The following is a 19,758-nucleotide window of genomic DNA, read 5'->3' on the forward strand; positions in this document are numbered from 1 at the left end:
TAGTCAGTCCCTTCCGGGGGGAAGGGCGCGCGTCGGAGCTCGCGCCCGAAGGAGTAGACATGGCGTTCGAAGCAGCGACGGCCGATCATACGCAGGATCGCGTGCCGGTGCCCCCCGCCGTATGGGTTTGCGGCCTAGCCACCCTGGTCCCGTTCATCGTCTGCTCGGCCCTGTTCTGCTACGGCCCCATCGACATGCGGCAGGTCGCGCTGATCAGCCTGCTGGCCTATTCCAGCGCCATGATGTCGTACCTGGGCGGCGTGCGCTGCGGTCTCGAGATCGAGCGCGCCAGCCCCCGCTGGCTGACCCTGGGCCTTTCGCTGCTGTTCCCCCTGGCCGGCTTCGGCCTGCTGCTGGGCGGCCTGAAGTTCGAGCCCGCGTGGCAGCTCTCGGGCTTTCTGCTGGTCTTCATCCTGCAATGGCTGTGGGACGTGACCAACCATGACGGCCCCGCCTGGCGTCCGCGCCTGCGCACCCTGCTGACCTCCGGCGCGGCCATCTCGCTGGCCTTCGCCCTCGAGCAGGCCCTCCACCTCTAGCTACTGGTTGGTGGCCACCGCCTCGGTCGCCGCCGCGTCCGCCGCCGCGCCCGTGGCGACATCGGCCACCGGGGCGCTGACCACGACCGTCGAGGCGGCCTCGTCCTTGGCCTTGGGCGCATTGATAAACGGCGTCGCCTCGTTCAACGGGTCGGACACGCAGGCGGCGGCCACCTGCTTGCTCAGCTTCTCTTCCTTGGTGTTCTGCTGCATGCCCAGCGCGGCCGAGGCCACGGTGCCCGCGAACGGCACGACGGCGTTGCCGCCCATGCCAACCGCCTTCTTGAGCAGATTGGGCTCTTCGTAGTCGATGGCCTTGGCGCGCAAGGCCTTGCAGGTCTCGGTGTCGTATTTCGGGTCCTTGGCGTCGAGCTTGGCCACGGTCTTGACCGGGGGCTCGCCGGCCACGGCGGCCTGCGGGGTCGCCAAGGGCGACAGGGCTAGAACGGCGCCGATGCCGATCAGGATCGGTCGCATCACGAATCTCCATTGTCCAACGTCCCGGGGATCAAACGCCCGGACGCGGAGGGTGATCCGTCGGATTGCTAGTCGGGCCGCAGCGACTTCCAGCCCACCGCGTGCACGCGGCGAGGGCCCAGGGCGGCGGCGAGGGCCGGGCCGCCGAACAGCGGGGCGAAGGCCGGGTCCAGGATGTTCAGTCCGCCCGTGAACGCCCCGAACGCCGGCAGGACCAGGCGCGCCCCGTCGGTGACGAAGCAACGCCGCCGCACCGTGGCCCGGCCGCTGGTCACCTTGGCGGCCGGATGCAGATGCCCCGCCACCTCGCCGGGCCGGGCGCCGGGCAGGGGCTCGTGGCGGAAGGTCAGGCCGGCCAGCTGGGCCTCGTCGACCACGTCGCCGGGCAGGGTCCGGGGTCCGTCCTCGTCGTGGTTGCCCACCGCCCAAACCAGCCGGCGGCCCAGGGCCAGGGCGGCGATGCGGACCCGGTCATCCTCCGGCAGGCGATCCTCGCCCGCGCCGTCGTGGAAGCTGTCGCCCAGGAAGACCAGGGTGGCCGGCGACAGCGCCGCCAGTTCGCGCTCCAGCCGGTCCAGGGTCTCGCGGGTGTCGTAGGGCGGCAGCATCTGGCCGAACCGCGCGGCGTAGCTGCTGCCCTTCTCGAAGTGCAGGTCGGCCACCACCATCGTGCGCTCGGCCTCCAGCCACAGGGCGCCGGAGTGGCGCAGGACCGCGCGTGTCCCCGCGATCTCGAGCCGCAGGCCGCCGCAGTCGCCGATCTGGAACGCCAGTTGGGTCACGGAACAGATACTCTCACTATGCCATCGCCTCGGCGATCAGGTCTTCCTCGGCCTCGGCCAGCACCATTTCGCCGGCCGCGTCGCCTGGCGCGCGTTCGCGGCCGATCTCCAGCATGATCGGCACGGCGAAGGGCGAAACGTGGTCCAGGGGCGCATGGCGGATGCGGCCGCCGCCGATCCGCGCCAGCATGTCGCCCAGCCGCGCCACGTCCAGCGAACCGGTCGCCGCATCGGCCCGGGCGCAGCGCAGCAACAGGTGGTCGGGCTGGTGGCGGCGCAGCACGTCGTAGATCAGGTCGGTGGAGAAGGTCACCTGGCGGCCCGACTTCTCCATGCCCGGATGGCGGCGCTCGATCAGGCCCGAGATGAGGGCGCAGGCCTTGAACGCCCGCTTCATCAGGAAGCTCTCGTCCAGCCAGGATTCCAGGTCGTCGCCCAGCATGTCCTGGGCGAACAGTTCGTCGAGGTCCAGCTGGTCCATCGGCTTCAGCGACCAGATGGCCACCGCGTAGTCGTTGGCCACGAAGCCCAGCGGCCCGACGCCCAGCCGGTCCAGCCGGCGGGTCAGCAGCATGGCCAGGGTGGTGTGGGCCAGGCGTCCCTCGAACGGATAGCACACCAGGTGGAAGCGCTTGCCGTGCGGGAAGGTCTCCAGCAGCATCTCGTCCTGGTCGGGGATGATCGAGCGGACCTTCTGGTAGTTCAGCCACTCCTGAACGTCGGGGGGCAGGGCGGGCCATTCGCGCTCGTCGTGCATCATCGCCCGCACGCGACCGGCCAGATAGGTCGACAGCGGGAACTTCGAGCCGCCCCAGCTGGGCATCTTCGGGTCCTTGTCCGGGGCGGGCGTGACGAAGGCGTCGGCCCCGACCAGGCTGTTGAAGCGCCAGACCTGGCCGGCGAAGACGAAGGTGTCGCCGGGCGTCATGGCCTCGAAGAAGCCTTCCTCGGCCTCGCCGACCTTGCGGCCGCCCATGGGGCGTTTGCCGCCGCCGATGCGGACATTGATCATGGCGGGCGAGACGATGGCCCCGACGTTCATCCGATGGGCCAGCACCGCCTGGGCGTTGCGCGCCCGCCAGAGCCCGTCCTGGCCCGGCACGATGCGACGGAACTTGTCGTAGGTGCGCAGGGCGTAGCCGCCGGTCGAGACGAAGTCGACGACGGTCTCGAAGTCCTCCCACGACAGGTCGGCGTAGGGACCGGCGGCGCGGACCTCGTCATAGAGCTCGGTCGGGGCGAAGGGCTCGGAGCAGGCGCAGCCCATGATGTGCTGGGCCAGGACATCCAGCGCACCGATGCGAGCCGGCTCGCCGTCCAGGTGCCCGCCCAGGATGGCGTCGGCGGCGGCGCGGCACTCCAGGAACTCGAAGCGGTTGGCCGGAGCCAGGATGGCGCGCGAGGGCTCGTCCAGGCGGTGGTTGGCGCGGCCGATCCGCTGGACCATCCGCGAGGCCCCCTTGGGCGCGGCCAGCTGGATCACCAGGTCCACGTCGCCCCAGTCGATGCCCATGTCGAGGGTGGAGGTGCAGACCACGGCCCGGATCTCGCCGCGGGCCATGGCCGCCTCGACCTTGCGCCGCTGCTCGGCCGCCAGGCTGCCGTGGTGCAGGGCGATGGCCAGGCCGTCGTCGTTCAGTTTCCACAGCTCCTGGAATGCGAACTCGGCCTGAAAGCGCGTGTTGACGAAGACCAGGGCGGTCCTGGCGCCTTTGATGATCTCGTAGATCTCGGCCATGGCGTGTTCGGCCGTGTGTCCGGCCCACGGCACGCGGCCGCCCGAGACCAGCACCTCGACGATCGGCTGGGCGCCGCCCTGGCCCAGGACGAGGTCGACGGAGTGGGAGATCCTCCCCTCTTGGGGGAGGTGGCCCGAAGGGCCGGAGGGGGCCTGCTGGAGATCGGTCTCGCTACCCCCTCCGTCGCTCCGCGACACCTCCCCCAAAGGGGGAGGATCTGGAAGGTTCACGCCCAGCCACCGCCGCACCAGGTCCGGATCGTCCACCGTCGCCGACAGTCCCACCCGCCGCATGTTCGGCGCGAAGCGCTGCAGGCGCGCCAGGCCCAGCGACAGAAGGTCGCCGCGCTTGCTGGGCCAGATGGCGTGGGCCTCGTCGATGATCACGCAGGACAGGTCGGCGAAGTACTCGCGCGCGCCTTCCCAGGCGCAGAACAGGGCCAGTTGCTCGGGCGTGGTCAGCAGGATGTCCGGCGGGCGCAGGCGCTGGCGCTGCTTGCGGGCCTCGCCCGTGTCGCCGGTGCGGCTCTCGGCCACGATGTTCAGGCCCATCTCGCGGATCGGCGTGGCCAGGTTGCGCTCGATGTCGACCGCCAGGGCCTTGAGCGGGGAAATATAGAGGGTATGGACGCCGGCCGGCGTGTTGCGCGGCGCGCGTTCGGAGAGCTCGATCAGGCTGGGCAGGAAGCCGGCCAGGGTCTTGCCGCCGCCGGTCGGGGCGATCAGCAGGGCGTCGCGGCCCTGCCGGCCCTTCTCGACCATGGCCAGCTGATGCGGCCTGGGCGCCCAGCCGCGCGCGGCGAACCACTGTTCAAAGCGGGGAGGAAGGGCGGTCGCCGCGAGCATTGCCCACGCCTATAGCATGTTCCCGTTCCGTTTCCATGCGGCTACCTGCCGCTTTCCGGTGTTTTGACAACGGTGGTACGCGAGACTACCCGAAGGACGGGATCGTTAGGGGCGTGACGCAGATGGCATCGATGGCTCGCAACAGCTTTGCAGGCTTGGCCTTGGCGACGATCCTCGCGATCGGCGCGCCGGCCCTTTCGGCCCCGCTTCCGGCGGCGTCCGCCGCGGCCGCCGAGCCGAGCCGGGCCGAGCTCCTCCGCCGCGCCCAGGCCGGGGACGTCGCCGCCTACGACCTGCTGGCCAGCAGCTATCTGGACGCCGACGGCGACCAGCGCGACGTCAACGCCGCCGTGCGCTGGTTGGAGAAGGGGGTCAAGGCCGGCGACACCGACTGCATGATCGCCCTGGGCAACCTCTATTTCGAAGGCGGCGACCTGGACCAGGACGAGGCCAAGGCCCTGTCGCTGTACAAGGCCGCCGCGGCCGAGGGCGACGCCCTGGGCGCCTACAACGCCGGCCTGGTCTACGAGACCAGCGTCGATGACCTGACCCAGGCCCTGGGCTGGTACTGGCGCGCGGCCATGGGCGGCGACGAGGGCGGGATGTACAAGCTGGCCCTGGCCTACCAGCTGGGACAGGGCGTGCCCACGGACGAGACCCAGGCCGTGACCTGGATGCGCAAGGCCGCCGCCGCCGGTTCGGTCGACGCGATCAACGACCTGGGCTCCTACTACCTGCAGGGCTACGGCGTGCCGGTCGACGAGGTCCAGGCCCTGAAGCTGTACGTGGACGCCGCCCAACGCGGTTCGGCGGTGGCCCTGGCCAACGTCGCCGCCGCCTATCACAACGGCGAGGGCGTCCCGGTCGATTTCGAGAAGGCGCTCAGCCTCTACGCCCAGTCGGCCAAGGCCGGCAACCTGACGGCCTATTACGATCTGGGCCAGATGTACGAGGACGGCGAAGGCGTGAAGGCCAGCCGCGCCAAGGCGGTGCAGCTGTACCGCCTGGCCGCCGAGAGTGAGGACGACGAGGTCGCCGAGATGGCCGAGGACGCCGTCGAGCGTCTCGAAGGCGGGTCCTCGGAAACCCCGATCGCCTGACCGACCCCGACTAGGGCAGCAGGCTGTAGACCGCCGTCACCCGCGCCGTGCGCGTGATAGGCGGCGGAGCCATCGTCAGGGGCGCGGCCAGCTTGGACGCCGTGACGACGATCTCGGCGCGCGCCGGCGGCGGCGGAGGCGGCGGCGGGGGAGCCCCGAAGGCGCCGATATTGACCGCCTGGGAATCCTGGATCCGGACGAGCGGGCCCAGCTTGCCGCCCGAACTCTCGGCGATCAGTTGAGCCTGACGCTTGGCGTCGGCGATGGCCGAACGCATCGCCTTGTCCTCCAGCGGCTGGTCGTCGATCAGTCCGCCATTGCTGACGTTGATGTCGGAGCCGCCCAACTGGGCCGCCAGGGAGGCGACGTCGCCGACCTGTTTGGCCGGGGTCACCTTCACCTGGAAACCGACCGTGGCCACGCTGCCGATCACCGCGCACTCGCCGGTGCTGAGACTGGGCGCGCCGTAGCTGGTGGCGTTGCAGGCCTTGGGGCGGACTTCACGGATCGACAGCGTGCTGCTGCGCACGTCCAGCGTCGGCTTGCTGGCCAGGGCCGCCAGGCTGGCCTCCAGCTTGCCCCGGGTGGTCGACAGGGCCGAGACCGCGTCCGGTGAGCTGGGGCCTTCGCCGCGCAGGTTGAACGACAGCCAGGCGTAGTCGGCCGGCGCCTCGGCGCGGCCGTTGCCAATCACCGTGACGGTCGGGCCGGTCGGCTCCGGGGTCTGGGCGAGGACGGCCGAGGCGGGGACGCAGGCCAAGGCGGCGACAAGCAGAAGACGCATGCGAAAGCTCCATTTGAGGTTGTGACCATGGCAGAGCCTGATCTCTTCGCCAAGCTGTGGATTGTTCCCGTTCCGTTTCTGTCGCCGATCCGCTAAAAGGGCGCGTGACCGCACAGATTCCCGCCCTCGATCTCGCCCCCGCCCTGGTGGTGCTGCCCGGCCCGCGCGCCGGCGTGGCCGACGGCTCGGGCGAGGGGCGGGTGCTGCGCACGCCCGACGCCCGCGACCTGTTCGAATACGGCCCGGTGCTGGTGGCCCACGCCTCAATGACCGCCAAGCGGCTGAACCTGCAGGCTCCGGCCCGCGGGCGAGGGGTGTTCGATGCGCTGGAGCTGTACGCCTTCACCCGCCCGGCCACCTTCTGCGCGCCCTCGGCCGTGGGCCTGGCCACCGCCCTGGGCCTGCCCGAGCCCAAGGGCGCGGCCGCTCAGGCCCAGACCCTGCGCGACGCCGCCTCGGCCCTGCTGCACGAACTGGGTCTGACGCCCCGGCCGTCGCGCGAGGAGGCCCTGGCGGTGGCCGAGACCCTGGCCCGGGCCGGCTGGTCGTGGGGACCGGCGGTGGTCGGCGCGCTGCGCTCGGCCCCGGTGGGCAACCAGTTCCGCAGCTCCGGCCTCGACGTCTGGGCCCGCGCCGTCGAGTGGGAAGACCAGGCGCCGGCTGGCGAGCCGGGCAGCCGTCCCGTCGATCCCGAACGCGCCAGCGAGCGCCTGCGCGAGCTGCTGCACCGCTCGGGCCTGGACGAGGTGCGCGAGGCCCAGGACACCTTCGCCCGCGAGGCCGCCTACGCCTTCGCCCCCCGCGACCGCGAGGGCGAGCCGCAAATGATGCTGGCCGAGGCCGGCACCGGGGTCGGCAAGACCCTGGGCTATCTGGCCCCCGCCTCGGTGTGGGCCGAGATGAACGGCCCGTCGGTGTGGGTCAGCACCTACACCCGCGCCCTGCAGCGCCAGATCGAGCGCGAGAGCCAGTCCATCTATCCCGATCCGCTGGTCCGGGCCCGCAAGGCGGTGGTCCGCAAGGGGCGCGAGAACTACATCTGCCTGCTGAACTTCCAGGAACAGGTCAATACCGCCCAGCTGGGCAATGGCGACCTGATCGGCCTGGCGCTGGCGGCCCGCTGGGCCCGCGCCAGCCGCGACGGCGACATGACGGGCGGCGACTTCCCGGCCTGGCTGCCGACCCTGTTCGCCATCGCCCCCTCGGCCCAGGCGGGGCCCGCCAACCTGGTCGACCGGCGCGGCGAGTGCATCCACGCCGGCTGCCAGCACTATCGCGTCTGCTTCATCGAGAAGGCCGTGCGGGCCTCCAAGCGGGCCGACATCGTCATCGCCAACCACGCCCTGGTGCTGAGCCAGGCGGCCTTCGACGGCGCCCGGGCGGCGCGGGGCCTGAAGGGCGACAACGAGACCACGTCGCTGAAGCGCATCGTCTTCGACGAGGGCCACCACCTGTTCGACGCCGCCGACAGCGCCTTCTCGGCCGCCCTGTCCGGGGCCGAGGCCGCCGAGCTGCGGCGCTGGCTGCGCGGGCCGGAAGGACGCGGGCGGCGGGGCAGGGGGCTGGAGGCCCGGCTGCTGGACATCATCGGCGAGCGCGAGGGTGCGCGCGGCGCCCTGAACGCCGCCCTGCAGGCCGCCGCCGCCCTGCCGGGCGAGGGCTGGTCGGGCCGCATCGCCCCGCCCGACGGCCAGGTCAATCCGATCGGGCCCATCGAAACCTACCTGGTCTCGGTGATTGAACAGCTGCGGGCGCGGGTCACCGACCGTCCCGGCGCGGCCGAGCAGGGGCTGCAATGCGCTGCCCGCCCGGCCATCGACCTGGTCCGCGAGCGGGCCGGCGAGGCGGCCAAGGCCCTGGCGGCCATCGAGGCCCCGCTGCTGGCCCTGGCCCGCCACCTGGAAGACGTGCTGGACGAGGAGGCCGACACCCTGCCGACCAGCGAGCGGGCGCGGATCGAGGGCGCGTTGCGCGGCCTGGACCGCCGGGCCCGCATGACCCTGCCGGCCTGGCGCTCGATCCTGAAAGCCATCGACGAGGACGCCGAGGACGACCCCGAGTTCGTCGACTGGTTCGAGGCGACGTTCCTCTACGGCCGCGTCGTCGACGCCGCCTGCCGCCGCCACTGGGTGGACCCGACCGAGCCGCTGCGCGCGGCGGTCCTCAGCCCCGCCCACGGCGTGCTGGTGACCAGCGCCACCCTGACCGACCCGGCCCTGGAGGACCCCTTCGCCCTGGCCGAGATGCGCACGGGCGCCGCGCGCCTGCCGCAGAGCCCCAAGGTTCTGCGCCTGGCCTCGCCGTTCGACTACGAGAAGAACGCCCGGGCCTTCGTGGTCACCGACGTGGGCAAGGACGATCCGCGCCAGGTCTCGGCGGCCATGCGCGAACTGTTCCTGGCGGCCGGCGGCGGCGGGCTGGGCCTGTTCACGGCCATCCGCCGGCTGAAGGCGGTGCACGAGCGGATCGCCGGGCCGCTGGCCGACCAGGGCCTGGCGCTCTACGCCCAGCACGTCGATCCGCTTGAGGCCGGGGCGCTGGTCGACATCTTCCGGGCCGAGGAAGACGCGTGCCTGCTGGGCACCGACGCGATCCGCGACGGCATCGACGTGCCGGGGCGCAGCTTGCGCCTGCTGGTCTTCGACCGCGTGCCCTGGCCGCGTCCGGACGTGCTGCACAAGGCCCGCCGCGCGCGGTTCGGCGGGAAGGGCTATGACGACTCCACCGCACGCGCGCGGATCAGCCAGGCCTTCGGCCGCCTGATCCGCCGGGCCGACGACCGCGGGGTGTTCGTGATGCTGGACGCCGCCGCCCCGACGCGGCTGTTCTCCGGCCTGCCCGAGGGCGTGACCATCGAGCGGGTGAGCCTGGTCGAGGCCATCGAGGCCACCGCCGCATTTTTGTCGGAAGATCGTTCTTAATCAGAACCCTGAGGGGTTTCAGTGAAGCTTGCTCCGCCTATATGCGGGGCGTTCGTCGTCGGGATGTTGCAAAGTGGCGTTGGGTAGAGGTTTGGCGGCCTTGTCGGTGGTCGCGGCGCTGGGTGTCGCGCCGGTCGCGCGGGCCGGCGAATTCGTGCGCGCGGACTGCCGCACGGTGGTCAAGCCGACCGACGCCCTGCGGTTCGACACCGACGAGCACCTGCGCTGGTACAAGCGGTTCTGGACCGGGACCTGCGATCACCTGACCTTCTGCTTCCCCGGTTCGCCCAACTGGAACGACATCGTCGGCAAGCTGCTGGTCAAGGGCGGTCCCGCCGAACAGCCGGCCCTTCTGCCCAAGGCCTGCCGCCTGGGCCAGCTGATCGGTCTGGAATGGGCCAAGGACAAGGACGTCCAGAAGATCAGCACCAAGGACCTGAAGGTCTTCAACAATATCCTGGAGGCGGCCGGCGACCCGCTGAAGGGCGTCGAGGCCGTCGACGCCAAGGCCCGCGCCCTGGCTTCCCAGCCCGCCAGGGCGGCGGCGTCGCAAAAGCCCTGATAGAGTCGCCTGTCCGACGCATTCGCGTCGAATTCCTGCAACGGAACGCGGCTAAACACCCTGGCGTCGGGGGGAAGTGCCAGGAGCGTTGCATGACCAGGTCCCAGATCACCGCCGACGTCGCCGTCGACGACCAAGCCGATCCCGGTCACGCCCGCTCCGCCCGGGCCCTGGTGCAGGGCGTGCGCTGGCGAAGCGGCCTCTCGCAGGGCGAGTTCGCGCGGGCCTTCTGCATTCCCCTGGACCTCTTGGCGGCGCTCGAGCTGGGACAATCGCGGCCCGACGAGGCCCTGACGGCCTATCTGCGGGTCATCGACCATGCGCCCGACACGGTGCGCGAGGCCTTGGAGCGCCACTAGGACGCCGGGCCAAGATTTGTCGTCCGGTCCCGCGTCTGGCATGGAGGGGGCGAGTAAGGAGCCTTTCGCCTCGTGACCGACGCCCGCACCCAGAAGCAGCGCATGCTGGCCGGCGACCTCTACAGCCCCGTCGATCCGGAGATCATGGCCGACCACGAGGCGGCTGTGGCCTGGATGGGGCGCTACAACGCCCTGGACCTGCCGCCGTCGGAACGCCACGCCCTGCTGCGGGAACTGTTCGCCGAGGTCGGCGACCGGGTCAGCATCCGGCCGCCGTTCCACTGCGACTACGGCTACAACATCTCGGTCGGCGAGGGCGTGTTCCTCAACTTCAACTGCGTGATCCTGGACGTCACCAAGGTGACCATCGGGGCGGCGACGACGATCGGGCCGCACGTGCAGATCTACACCGCCGAACACCCGCGCGACCCGGTCGAGCGCCGCACCGGTATCGAGTATTCCCGGCCGGTGGTGATCGGCGAGAACGTCTGGATCGGCGGCGGCTCGATCATCCTGCCGGGCGTGACGGTCGGCGACGACGCCATCATCGGGGCCGGCAGCGTGGTCACCCGCGACGTGCCCAAGGGCGCGACCGTCGTGGGCAACCCCGCGCGGGTGCGGGGCAAGTAGCTTTCCTCACTGTTGTCATCCCGGAAAGCGCGCAGCGCTTGTCCGGGACCCAGGTGAACCGCAAAGCGCTGGCCCAGTCCCCTGGGTCCCGGACAGCCCCTGCGGGGCTTCCGGGATGACAACCGTTCAGGGGCGTTGAAGGGGGACTACTTCGGCTTCACCGGGATCCACGCCTCCAGCCCGCCGTCGCCGGTGCGCGGATCGAACTCCGACCCGTAGCGCTCGAAGAAGGGGGCGTCGGCCGGCTCGTAGTCCGACTCCGGCAGCCACTGGGTGTAGATCGTGTGCATGGTCCGGCGGATGGTCGAGACGTGCTCGGCGTGGTGGAACACCGCGTACAGATGGGCCGGGACCCGCACCGAGACGAAGCCCTCCGGCAGGTCGGAGAAGTCGGCCACCTCGACGCCGCTGACATAGTCGAAATTGCCCAGGTCGTCGCCGTTCAGCACCACGCCGTAGGCGACGTCTCCGATCTCTCCGGGGATGTGGCCGATGTGCTCGCCGAAGCGCTGCCACTGGGCGGGGATGCCGCCGGGGCCCTCGCAGCCGTAGCGGCCGGTCAGGCCGGCGATCAGCAGGGCGCGGCCCTGCTCGATACGCGGCGGGGGAAGGTCGGTTCGAAGGCTTGCGTCCAGCACGATGGGCTCCACGAGCTTGAGGGGGTCCAGGTCGCGCGCCGCCCGCACCTGCTCGGGGGTGATCCCGAACTGGTCGCGGAACGCGCGGGTGAACGCCTCGTGCGAGCCGTAGCCGGCCTCCAGGGCCACCGACAGGATGTCGGGAGCCCCCTGGGCCAGCTGCCGCGCGGCCTCCGTCAGCCGCCGCGCGCGCAGATAGCCGATCACCGGACGACCGGTGGCGACCACGAAGGCGCGGGACATGTGGAAGCGCGAAACCCCGCCGGCGTGGGCGATCTCGCCCAGGTCCAGGGGCTGGGCGAAATGGCTTTCGATGAACCAGATGGCTTGTTCGACGGGGTTCATGGGCGGGTCTCGCGACGAAGCGTGCGATCTGGATAGCGTGGGCTTCGCCGGCCTATTTGATCGCGATTGCGCTCAGAGCAAAGTCCGCTGCGCCGGTTCGGCCTCCGCCGCGGCGGGCGCTTCGCCCCGACGGCGCAGTTCGGTCTCGGCGCTGAAGCGGATGTTCGGATCGCGATCCTGCGCCAGCGTCGAGAGGGCTTCGGCGGCGAGACGGTCCCAAGGCTTGCCGCGCTCCGGGCCGGTCGGGACCCGTGGCAGCAGGCCGGGCTCGCGGCTCCAGGCCAGGAGTTGCTCCAGCGAGGCCGCGTCGAGCATGTCGCGCAGGTGATGGGCCGTGACATAGGCGTCTGGCAGGGCCCGGTGGGCCGGCAGACCCAGCTCGTGGACCAGGCCCTCGGGCATGCGCTGGTAGCGCAGCATCTGGTTGGAGAAGCCGGTCAGGTGCGGCCAGACCCGCAGGGCGCACTTCCAGGTGCAGATCCACGCCGCGCCGCCCGTGAACCTCGGCGTGCAGTAGCGTTGTTCGAACGCCGCGCGGTGGGCGGCCAGGGCGTGGACGCCGCCTTCCGGCTTCAGGACGCCGCCCGCGACGTCTTTCCAATACGGCGCGCCGGCGACGTCGGCGTCGAGGATGTGGTGGACCGCCATGGTCTCGGGCGTGATCGGGCGGCCGGGATTGACCAGCAGCGAGCCACGGCCTTCGTCGACCCGCCAGCGGCCGCTCGAGTCCTGCGTGACGTCCTGCCAGCCGACCTCGCAGACGGCGTGCGGGCCGTCGCCGGCGGTCTCCAGGTCGACGACGCGGATGCGGGGAGGGATCATTCTCAAGATATGGGGCGTGGAGACCGCCCGATCCAGCGCGCCGCCGGATCCCGGGTTTCAGGCCTCAGGGCGCCTTCGGAGGGGCGGGCAGACGGAACAGCCAGCCCGCCAGCGGCCGTCCGGGGATTTCGTGCCGCACCCAGAGCCGCGACCCGCCGTCATGGACGGTGAAGCTGTTCGACCCCAGGCTGGGACCGAAGTTCAGCTTACCCGAAGTGTCGCTGTCGGCGATGCAGGTCACGCCGGAATAGGGGCTCTGGACCGCCGCCGTGCTGGCCGGGTCGTAGCCGATCAGGCCGCGCCCCGCGCCGGTTCCCCTGGCGTCGAAGGTCAGGCTGGAAGCCGCGAAGGCGTCCGGGAACCTGTCGAACGGACCGCGCATGATCCCGGCGTAGGTGACGTTCTTCAGGCCGTCGCAGGCCTTGCCCTCGGCGTGGGCCGCGCAGGGCAGCAGCAGGGCGACCGCGGTCGCGATCAGGGCGGCGGATTTCAAGGCGAGTCCTCCAGAGGTTTTCGACCTGTGGTGACGCTCCGCCCTGTCCAGGGGCCCGTCAATCAGCCGTAACCCGCCCCCGCCTCAGGCCTTTTCCACGAAGCTGTCGATCACCTTCTTGTCGCCGGCCTTGTCGAACGACACCGACAGCTTGTTGCCCTCGACGCCCGTGACCTTGCCGTAGCCGAACTTGACGTGGAACACCCGGTCGCCGCGCTTGTAGGCGCTGGCCGCCGAGCTGGCCGAGACCGCCACCAGCCGGCCCTCGCCCTCGATCGGGGCCGAGCGCGCGGCCGAGCCGCCCGAACGCCAGGTCGAGCCGCGCTCGCTGAAGCCCGACGCCCGTTCCTGGGCCCGCTTCCAGCCCGGGCTGTCATAGCTGCCGGCCGTGAAGGTGCTGGTCCCCGGATCGTCCCAGCGCGACGACACCGTCTGCTGCATGCCGGGACCGCCGCCGTAGTAGCCGGTCTCGGACGCCGCATCGACGTGGGCCAGCGGCAGTTCGTCGACGAAGCGGCTGGGCAGCTGGCTGGTCCAGCGGCCGTAGACCTGGCGGTTGGCCACGAAGCTGATCCGCGCCTCCTCGCGGGCCCGGGTGATGCCGACATAGGCCAGGCGCCGCTCTTCCTCGAGGCCCTTCTCGCCCTTGTCGTCCATGCTGCGCTGGCTGGGGAACACGCCTTCCTCCCAGCCGGGCAGGAAGACCAGCGGGAACTCCAGGCCCTTGGCCGAGTGCAGGGTCATGATCCAGACCGCGTCGTCGCCGGCGCCCTTGTCCAGGTCCATGACCAGCGACACGTGCTCGAGATAGGCCTCCAGCGTGTCGAAGGCGCTCATCGACTGGACCAGTTCCTTCAGGTTCTCCAGCCGGGTCTGGCTGGTGGGGCCCTTGTCCAGGCGCAGGGCGTCGGTGTAGCCGCTCTCCTCCAGCACCTGCTCCAGCAGGCGCTGGTGCGGGATCACCGTGGCCTGCTGTCGCCAGCGGTCCAGGTCGCGCAGGAAGTTGCTGAGCGCCGTGCGGGTGCGGGCGGGCAGGTCGTCGCCGCCGATGATCACCCGGGCCGCCTCGACCGTGGAGATGCCCTCCAGTCGGGCGATCTGCAGCAGCTTCTGCACCGAGGTGTCGCCGATGCCGCGCTTGGGCACGTTGACGATCCGCTCGAAGGCCAGGTCGTCGTCGGGCGACTGGATCAGGCGCAGATAGGCGTGGGCGTCGCGGATTTCAGCGCGCTCGAAGAACCGCGGGCCGCCGACCACCTTGTAGGGGATCTGCAGCATCACGAACCGCTCTTCGAAGGCCCGCATCTGGAACGAGGCGCGGACCAGGATGGCCATGTGGCTGTACTTGCGGCCGGCGCGCTTGGCCTTCTCGATCTCGTCGGCGACCATCCGGCTTTCGGCCTCGCCGTCCCAGACGCCGCTGACCTTGACCTTCTCGCCGCCCGAGGCCTCGGTCCACAGGGTCTTGCCCAGCCGGCTCTTGTTGGCGTCGATCAGGCCCGAGGCGGCCGCCAGGATGTGCTCGGTGGAGCGGTAGTTGCGCTCCAGCTTGATGACCTTGGCGCCGGGGAAGTCGCGCTCGAAGCGCAGGATGTTGTCGACCTCGGCCCCGCGCCAGCCGTAGATCGACTGGTCGTCGTCCCCCACGCAGCAGACGTTCTGCCGGCCCTGGGCCAGCAGCCGCAGCCACAGGTACTGGGCCACGTTGGTGTCCTGGTACTCGTCGACCATCACGTACTGGAAGCGCCGCTGGAAGTCGGCCAGCACGTCCGGATTGGCCGTGAAGATCGTGATGTTGTGCAGCAGCAGGTCACCGAAGTCGCAGGCGTTCAGGATGCGCAGCCGCTCCTGGTACTGGCGGTAGAGGGTGATGCCCCGGCCGTTGGCGAACTCGCCGGCCTCGCTCTGCGGCACGCGGTCGGGCGTCCAGCCGCGGTTCTTCCAGGTGTCGATCAGGCCGGACAGGGCGCGCGGCGTCCAGCGCTTGGCGTCGATGTTCTCGGCCTCGATCAGCTGCTTCAGCAGCCGTTCCTGGTCGTCGGTGTCGATGATCGTGTAGCTGGACTTCAGCCCCACCAGCTCGGCGTGGCGGCGCAGGATCTGGGCGGCCACCGAGTGGAAGGTGCCCAGCCAGCGCAGGCCCTCGGCCTCGTCGCCGATGATGTGGGTGATCCGCTCGCGCATCTCGCGGGCGGCCTTGTTGGTGAAGGTGACGACCAGCAGCTCCCACGGCCGGGCGCGGCCCGTCGCCAGGATGTGGGCCAGGCGGGTGGTCAGCACCCGGGTCTTGCCCGTGCCCGCGCCGGCCAGCACCAGCACCGGGCCTTCGGTGGCCTCGACGGCGGCCCGCTGTTCGGGGTTCAGCCCCTCCAGATAGTTCAGGGGCGCGCTCTCCGGCGCGCGCGGGCGGGCCAGGTCGGAGATGCGGGGGGCGGGGAGATCACCGGGGAAGTCGGACGAGTCGAAGGCGGAAGACATGGAACATATGTAGCACAAAGTTCCGCCGGCTTAAGCCCTCGCGCCATCGGCCGCGTCTGTGTCGGAACCTCGCCCGCCACCTCCCGTTTGTTCGGCGGGGATGGACATCGCAGGAGACTGACGTGGCTGAAGAAACCAATACGGGCGGCGGCGGCAACGCCGGCATGGCGTTCATCATCGGCGCCCTGGTGGTGGTCGTGGCGGTGATCGCCTACTTCGTCTTTACAGGCGGCATGACCCAGAAGAAGAAGGTCGACATCAACGTTTCCGCGCCGCAGCTGGAAGCGCCCAAGGTTCCGGACGCGCCCAAGCCCGCGGGCTAAGGGAGGGGCTCCATGGCCCGTCATAACGAAATCCGCCCACAGCACGTGGGCGTGGCCGGGCTGGCGATGCTGGGGGTGCTGCTGCTGATCATCGCCTTGGTGATCGGCGGCTGGCGCTCCGGTCTGCTGACCGTGAAGACGACCGATCTGTCGATGCGGTTGCCGGAGCGGCCGGCCTTGCCCCGGACGCCCAATCCGGCGCCGATCCCGCTGCCCAAGCCCGGGCCCGGCGTCGAGCAGGGCTAGACGGTTCCGGCGTCGGCGCCCTGGGCGTGCTGAAGGGCGAAAACCCGGCAGGCCGAGGCCAGCGGGCGCTCGCCGCGTCCGGCGTCTATGCGCTGGATCAGGGCGGCGACGCTGATCCTGTCGGCGTCGGCCGCCTGCTGCAGCACGGCCCAGAACTCGGGCTCCAGGGCCAGGGAGGTCGCGTGGCCGGCCAGGTTGATCGAACGCTTCTTCAAACTGCCCATCGTGCCTGTCCCCTGTTGCTCTCGGATCACGTCGCAGATCGGGGGTCGCTGAACCCTCTTGAATAAAAATGACGCCATGTCATCTTTACCGGGTCAGCAGGAGCATGCCTCATGATCGCAGCCGCGCAAGTGCTCGGTGAGCCAAAGGCCCGCCAACCGATGAAGCGAGGGCGCCAGGCCTTCACCCTGCAGCCTCTGCGGGCGCTGCGGGCCGTGCGGCGCCTGATCGCCGACAAGGAGGACACCGCCCAGGTGTTCGAGATCATGCGCGCCCTGGCCGGCAACGCGATCCCCAGGGGCTACACGCGTTTGCTGAGCACGCCCGAGGGCGGCCGCATCGCCTACGAGCGCGACGAGTTCGCCGAGCGGCTGTCGGACCCGGCCTGGCTGGCCCAGTTCGGCCCGGGCACGGTGGGCGCGGCCTATCGCGAGTTCATCGCCCCGCGCGGCCTTTCGGCCGAGGGCCTGGCCGAGGAGAGCCGCAAGGTGCCCGAGGCCGACGTCGACGCCGCCCACCCCCTGGCCTGGTACGCGCGGCGCATGCGCGACGTGCACGACGTCTGGCACGTGCTGACCGGCTACGGCACGGACGCCCTGGGCGAGGTCTGCGTGGTGGCCTTCTCCTACGCCCAGACCCGCAGCCTGGGCTTCGCGGTCATCGCCCTGGCCGGCGCGCGCCAGTTCCAGAAGGCCCGACTGGGCCAGCCCTACGGCAAGGCCGTGCGCGAGGCCTGGCGCAACGGCCGCGCGGCGGCCTGGCTGCCGGCGGTCGACTATCCGGCCCTGTTCGCCATGCCGCTGGACGAGGCGCGCCGCACCTACAAGGTCGCGCCCAACACCGCCTATCAGGCCATCCCGGCCGAATATCGCGACCGCTTCAGAGAGGCCGCGTGAGCCCAAGGATGAGCGAGGCCGCCAACCGCGCGGTCGCCGAACGCTACGCCCAGGCGTGGCGGGACGGCGACCTGGCGGCCCTGCGCGCCTGCTACCATCCCGACTTCACGCTGCACTATTTCGGCGACCATCCGCTGGCCGGCGACCATGTCGGCCTGGCCGCCGCCCTGGCGACCCTGGCCGAGGTCAGCCGCCGGACCCGTCGCAGGCTGGTCCGCATCGTCGACGTCACGGCCGGTCCCGAGCGGGCCGTGGTCATCGCCCGCGAGGCGTTCGAGCGCGACGGCGTCGTCACCGAGCTGGACCGCGTGCTGGTCTACCGCATCGCGGACGACCTGCTGGCCGAGTGCTGGGTCTATGACGGCGATCAGGCGCTGGTGGACGGCTTCCTGCGCGGCTAGCGGGCCGGTCCAGAATTTCTCATATCGCGTGCGTCTGTCGAAGCGTCGCCGAGGCTTGACCTTTTCCAGCGTTCGGTAGTTCAACTACATAACGCACCAAGCGTCGGCCTTCCGAGAGATTCTGCATGATCACCCGTCGCTTCCAGATCGTCGGCCTGGCCCTGTTCGGGGCGGCCCTGGCGCTCGGCGCCGCGCCCGCCCTGGCCGCCGACACCCAGGTGGCCGTCGCGGCCAACTTCACCGAGCCGGCCAAGGAGATCGCCGCCGCCTTCAAGGCCAAGACCGGCCACACCGCCACGCTCAGCTTCGGCTCGTCCGGCCAGTTCTACACCCAGATGGCCCACGGGGCGCCGTACGAGGTGTTCCTGTCGGCCGACGCCGACCGCCCGAAGAAGGCTGAGGAGGAGGGGCTGGCCGTGCCCGGCACGCGCTACACCTACGCCTTCGGCCGGCTGGTGCTGTATTCGAAGACGCCCGGCCTGGTCGACGACAAGGGCGCGGTGCTGAAGACCGACAAGTTCGCCAAGCTCTCGATCGCCGATCCCGCCGCCGCGCCCTACGGCCTGGCGGCGGTGCAGACGATGCAGAAGCTCAAGGTCTACGACGCCCTGACGCCCAGGATCGTCAAAGGGTCCTCGATCACCCAGGCCTATCAGTACGCGGCCACCGGCAACGCCGAACTGGGCTTCGTGGCCCTGTCGCAGGTGATCGCCGAGCCGGGCGGTTCGCGCTGGCTGGTGCCGACCGCCGACCACGCGCCGATCGAGCAGCAGGCGGTGCTGCTGAAGACGGGCGAGAAGAACCCCGCCGCCCGGGCGTTCCTGACCTTCCTGAAATCGCCGGCCGCCGTCGCCATCATCAAGCGCTACGGCTACCAGGTCCGCCGCTAGCGGACGCCGAAGCGCGCGATCAGCGGATCGGCCGCCGCCTGGTCCAGGATCCAGTCGCGGAAGGCGGCGATCTTGCGCACGCGGCGGCGCTCGACCGGATAGGCCAGCCAGTAGCCGCCGCCATAGTATGCGGTGATGTCGAAGGGCGCGATCAGCCGACCCTGGGCGATCTCCTGGGCGAAGAAGATCGGCGAGCCCAAGGCGAAGCCCTGATCGGCCAGGGCGCTGGCCACCTCCAGCGCCTGGGCGTCGGCCGACAGGCGCGGCGGGGCGCGATCGTCGCGGGGATCGACATCGGCCGCCTCGAACCAGCGCACCCAGAAGTCCGGCGAGCCGATGCGCGGGGCGTGCAGCAGGTCGGCCGGGCGCTTTATTCCGCCCGACCGGGCCAGCACCGTCGGCGTGCACAGCACGGTCTGGACCGAGGGGATCAGGAAGTGCGCCTCCATGCCGGGCCAGTCGCCGCCGCCGGCGCGCAGGGCCAGGTCGAACGGCTCGCGCTGCAGGTCGACCACCCGGCTTGAGGCGTCCAGCCGCACGGCGATGCGGGGATGGGCGATCTGGAAGCCGCCCAGGCGCGGCGCTAGCCACTGGCCGCCCACGCTCTGGACGGTGGTGATCGACAGAATTCCTTCCTCGGCGTCGACCAGGTCGGACACGGCGGTGCGCAGGACGCTCATCGCCTCGCTGGCGGCGCGCGACAGCCGCTCGCCGGCCGGGGTCAGGCTCACCTCGCGGGGCAGGCGGGTGAACAGCGGCTGGTCCAGGCGCTGCTCCAGGGCCTTCACCTGCCAGCTGACGGCGGCCTGGCTGACGCCCAGTTCGTCGGCGGCGCGGGTGAAGCTCTTCAGGCGCGCGGCGGCCTCGAAGATCCGGATGGCGCTGAGCGGCAGGCTGGCGAGGATGTCTGGCATAAGTGGTGCTTATGATTAGGCAAGGAAGCCGCGTTTGTCACCTAACGATGTTCGCGAGAAATTCCCACCATCGTAACGCTGAGGAGGCGACGGTGATGGACGAAGCGATCAAGACCCATAAGGAAGCCACGTTCGGCTGGGTGCTGGCGATCCAGGAGATCGTCGCGGCTTGGCGCGCTTGGCTGGGCCGCCTGGCGCGAAAGCAGGCGGCCGAGGCCACGCGGACCGCATCGCGCCGCCCGATGGCCCCGCGCTGAGCGAACATCGATCTTCCAGGCGCGCGCGACTCGGCTATGGGTGGCGCGAAAGGGCGGCGCTCGCTGAGCGACCGGCCCGCCGGGGGGAGACGTCG

General features: G+C 70.7%; 22 protein-coding genes. 12 read left to right on the forward strand and 10 right to left on the reverse strand.

All coding sequences use genetic code 11. The features are described 5' to 3' along the window. The first annotated feature begins 59 nt into the window (after positions 1-59). A complete protein-coding gene (locus BR39_RS0121755) occupies positions 60-539 on the forward strand; it encodes a DUF3429 domain-containing protein (protein ID WP_029916120.1) in 480 nt (159 codons plus the stop codon). Here BR39_RS0121755 and BR39_RS0121760 read toward each other — a convergent pair whose 3' ends face one another. The 3 genes from BR39_RS0121760 to BR39_RS0121770 all read right to left on the reverse strand — a co-directional run bounded on the left by BR39_RS0121760 (position 540) and on the right by BR39_RS0121770 (position 4,382). Then, a complete protein-coding gene (locus BR39_RS0121760) occupies positions 540-1,016 on the reverse strand; it encodes a hypothetical protein (RefSeq protein WP_029916122.1) in 477 nt (158 codons plus the stop codon). A gap of 68 nt (positions 1,017-1,084) precedes the next feature. Beyond that, positions 1,085-1,789: a ligase-associated DNA damage response endonuclease PdeM gene (gene pdeM, locus BR39_RS0121765; protein WP_035018889.1), complete on the reverse strand. Its 705-nt coding sequence runs from the start codon at positions 1,787-1,789 to the stop codon at positions 1,085-1,087. A gap of 25 nt (positions 1,790-1,814) precedes the next feature. Next, positions 1,815-4,382 carry a ligase-associated DNA damage response DEXH box helicase gene (locus BR39_RS0121770; protein WP_029916126.1) on the reverse strand — a complete coding sequence of 856 codons (2,568 nt, stop codon included), beginning with the start codon at positions 4,380-4,382 and terminating at the stop codon, positions 1,815-1,817. Between the two features lie 161 nt (positions 4,383-4,543). Here BR39_RS0121770 and BR39_RS0121775 point away from each other — a divergent pair, with 161 nt between their 5' ends. Continuing rightward, positions 4,544-5,482 carry a tetratricopeptide repeat protein gene (locus tag BR39_RS0121775; RefSeq protein WP_197026745.1) on the forward strand — a complete coding sequence of 313 codons (939 nt, stop codon included), beginning with the start codon at positions 4,544-4,546 and terminating at the stop codon, positions 5,480-5,482. Between the two features lie 10 nt (positions 5,483-5,492). Here the strand turns inward: BR39_RS0121775 and BR39_RS0121780 are convergent, their stop codons facing one another. Further along, the gene (locus tag BR39_RS0121780; protein WP_029916130.1) at positions 5,493-6,266 is read right to left on the reverse strand and encodes an SIMPL domain-containing protein; all 774 of its coding nucleotides are present in this window, start codon (positions 6,264-6,266) and stop codon (positions 5,493-5,495) included. Between the two features lie 104 nt (positions 6,267-6,370). On the opposite strand from BR39_RS0121780, the gene BR39_RS0121785 reads away from it, so the two are divergent. The 4 genes from BR39_RS0121785 to BR39_RS0121800 all read left to right on the forward strand — a co-directional run bounded on the left by BR39_RS0121785 (position 6,371) and on the right by BR39_RS0121800 (position 10,738). Then, positions 6,371-9,187 (forward strand): ATP-dependent DNA helicase, encoded by a 2,817-nt coding sequence (locus BR39_RS0121785; protein WP_029916132.1) that lies wholly within the window; start codon positions 6,371-6,373, stop codon positions 9,185-9,187. A gap of 91 nt (positions 9,188-9,278) precedes the next feature. After that, complete coding sequence (locus BR39_RS0121790; protein ID WP_035018860.1) at positions 9,279-9,749, forward strand: hypothetical protein; 471 nt, start codon at positions 9,279-9,281, stop codon at positions 9,747-9,749. A 92-nt stretch (positions 9,750-9,841) separates the two neighbouring features. Continuing rightward, positions 9,842-10,108: a DNA-binding transcriptional regulator gene (locus BR39_RS0121795; RefSeq protein ID WP_029916135.1), complete on the forward strand. Its 267-nt coding sequence runs from the start codon at positions 9,842-9,844 to the stop codon at positions 10,106-10,108. A 72-nt stretch (positions 10,109-10,180) separates the two neighbouring features. Further along, entirely contained in the window at positions 10,181-10,738 is a 558-nt protein-coding gene (locus BR39_RS0121800) for a sugar O-acetyltransferase (protein WP_304413051.1), read from the forward strand. Positions 10,739-10,884: 146 nt separating this feature from the next. Here BR39_RS0121800 and BR39_RS0121805 read toward each other — a convergent pair whose 3' ends face one another. The 4 genes from BR39_RS0121805 to BR39_RS0121820 all read right to left on the reverse strand — a co-directional run bounded on the left by BR39_RS0121805 (position 10,885) and on the right by BR39_RS0121820 (position 15,514). After that, positions 10,885-11,721: an AraC family transcriptional regulator gene (locus tag BR39_RS0121805; protein WP_029916137.1), complete on the reverse strand. Its 837-nt coding sequence runs from the start codon at positions 11,719-11,721 to the stop codon at positions 10,885-10,887. A gap of 72 nt (positions 11,722-11,793) precedes the next feature. Then, a complete protein-coding gene (locus BR39_RS0121810) occupies positions 11,794-12,543 on the reverse strand; it encodes a DNA polymerase III subunit epsilon (RefSeq protein ID WP_029916139.1) in 750 nt (249 codons plus the stop codon). A gap of 64 nt (positions 12,544-12,607) precedes the next feature. After that, on the reverse strand, positions 12,608-13,036 hold the full coding sequence (locus tag BR39_RS0121815; RefSeq protein WP_029916140.1) for a hypothetical protein: 429 nt from the start codon (positions 13,034-13,036) through the stop codon (positions 12,608-12,610). Positions 13,037-13,120: 84 nt separating this feature from the next. Continuing rightward, positions 13,121-15,514, reverse strand: coding sequence for an ATP-dependent helicase (locus BR39_RS0121820; RefSeq protein WP_029916142.1), 2,394 nt, complete (start codon positions 15,512-15,514; stop codon positions 13,121-13,123). Positions 15,515-15,636: 122 nt separating this feature from the next. On the opposite strand from BR39_RS0121820, the gene BR39_RS0121825 reads away from it, so the two are divergent. Further along, entirely contained in the window at positions 15,637-15,837 is a 201-nt protein-coding gene (locus BR39_RS0121825) for a hypothetical protein (RefSeq protein WP_029916145.1), read from the forward strand. A gap of 12 nt (positions 15,838-15,849) precedes the next feature. Continuing rightward, on the forward strand, positions 15,850-16,083 hold the full coding sequence (locus tag BR39_RS0121830; RefSeq protein WP_029916147.1) for a hypothetical protein: 234 nt from the start codon (positions 15,850-15,852) through the stop codon (positions 16,081-16,083). On the opposite strand, the gene BR39_RS0121835 is transcribed toward BR39_RS0121830, so the two are convergent. Then, positions 16,080-16,307, reverse strand: a complete 228-nt coding sequence (locus BR39_RS0121835) for a ribbon-helix-helix domain-containing protein (protein ID WP_029916149.1) — start codon at positions 16,305-16,307, stop codon at positions 16,080-16,082. The genes BR39_RS0121830 and BR39_RS0121835 overlap by 4 nt on opposite strands. Positions 16,308-16,466: 159 nt before the next feature. On the opposite strand from BR39_RS0121835, the gene BR39_RS0121840 reads away from it, so the two are divergent. From BR39_RS0121840 to modA, 3 genes are all read left to right on the forward strand, one after another. Beyond that, entirely contained in the window at positions 16,467-17,201 is a 735-nt protein-coding gene (locus BR39_RS0121840; RefSeq protein WP_231499533.1) for a ubiquinone biosynthesis protein COQ4, read from the forward strand. 8 nt (positions 17,202-17,209) lie between these two features. Then, positions 17,210-17,602, forward strand: a complete 393-nt coding sequence (locus tag BR39_RS0121845) for a nuclear transport factor 2 family protein (protein ID WP_029916153.1) — start codon at positions 17,210-17,212, stop codon at positions 17,600-17,602. A 125-nt stretch (positions 17,603-17,727) separates the two neighbouring features. Continuing rightward, positions 17,728-18,492: a molybdate ABC transporter substrate-binding protein gene (modA, locus tag BR39_RS0121850; RefSeq protein ID WP_029916159.1), complete on the forward strand. Its 765-nt coding sequence runs from the start codon at positions 17,728-17,730 to the stop codon at positions 18,490-18,492. Here the strand turns inward: modA and BR39_RS0121855 are convergent. Beyond that, on the reverse strand, positions 18,489-19,406 hold the full coding sequence (locus tag BR39_RS0121855) for a LysR substrate-binding domain-containing protein (protein WP_029916160.1): 918 nt from the start codon (positions 19,404-19,406) through the stop codon (positions 18,489-18,491). The genes modA and BR39_RS0121855 overlap by 4 nt on opposite strands. A gap of 95 nt (positions 19,407-19,501) precedes the next feature. Here BR39_RS0121855 and BR39_RS26630 point away from each other — a divergent pair, with 95 nt between their 5' ends. Next, entirely contained in the window at positions 19,502-19,663 is a 162-nt protein-coding gene (locus BR39_RS26630) for a hypothetical protein (RefSeq protein ID WP_156035867.1), read from the forward strand. Positions 19,664-19,758 lie beyond the last annotated feature (95 nt).

The organism is Caulobacter sp. UNC358MFTsu5.1 (assembly GCF_000712075.1).
Taxonomy (GTDB): domain Bacteria; phylum Pseudomonadota; class Alphaproteobacteria; order Caulobacterales; family Caulobacteraceae; genus Caulobacter.

Coding starts and splice junctions, on each gene's coding strand:
- BR39_RS0121845 (WP_029916153.1), top strand. CDS start 17,210: ATGAGCGAGGCCGCCAACCGCGCGGTCGCCGAACGCTACGCCCAGGCG.
- BR39_RS0121770 (WP_029916126.1), bottom strand. CDS start 4,382: ATGCTCGCGGCGACCGCCCTTCCTCCCCGCTTTGAACAGTGGTTCGCC.
- BR39_RS0121780 (WP_029916130.1), bottom strand. CDS start 6,266: ATGCGTCTTCTGCTTGTCGCCGCCTTGGCCTGCGTCCCCGCCTCGGCC.
- BR39_RS0121830 (WP_029916147.1), top strand. CDS start 15,850: ATGGCCCGTCATAACGAAATCCGCCCACAGCACGTGGGCGTGGCCGGG.
- BR39_RS26630 (WP_156035867.1), top strand. CDS start 19,502: ATGGACGAAGCGATCAAGACCCATAAGGAAGCCACGTTCGGCTGGGTG.
- modA (WP_029916159.1), top strand. CDS start 17,728: ATGATCACCCGTCGCTTCCAGATCGTCGGCCTGGCCCTGTTCGGGGCG.
- BR39_RS0121795 (WP_029916135.1), top strand. CDS start 9,842: ATGACCAGGTCCCAGATCACCGCCGACGTCGCCGTCGACGACCAAGCC.
- BR39_RS0121835 (WP_029916149.1), bottom strand. CDS start 16,307: ATGGGCAGTTTGAAGAAGCGTTCGATCAACCTGGCCGGCCACGCGACC.
- BR39_RS0121755 (WP_029916120.1), top strand. CDS start 60: ATGGCGTTCGAAGCAGCGACGGCCGATCATACGCAGGATCGCGTGCCG.
- BR39_RS0121820 (WP_029916142.1), bottom strand. CDS start 15,514: ATGTCTTCCGCCTTCGACTCGTCCGACTTCCCCGGTGATCTCCCCGCC.
- BR39_RS0121805 (WP_029916137.1), bottom strand. CDS start 11,721: ATGAACCCCGTCGAACAAGCCATCTGGTTCATCGAAAGCCATTTCGCC.
- BR39_RS0121810 (WP_029916139.1), bottom strand. CDS start 12,543: ATGATCCCTCCCCGCATCCGCGTCGTCGACCTGGAGACCGCCGGCGAC.
- BR39_RS0121760 (WP_029916122.1), bottom strand. CDS start 1,016: ATGCGACCGATCCTGATCGGCATCGGCGCCGTTCTAGCCCTGTCGCCC.
- BR39_RS0121855 (WP_029916160.1), bottom strand. CDS start 19,406: ATGCCAGACATCCTCGCCAGCCTGCCGCTCAGCGCCATCCGGATCTTC.
- BR39_RS0121840 (WP_231499533.1), top strand. CDS start 16,467: ATGAAGCGAGGGCGCCAGGCCTTCACCCTGCAGCCTCTGCGGGCGCTG.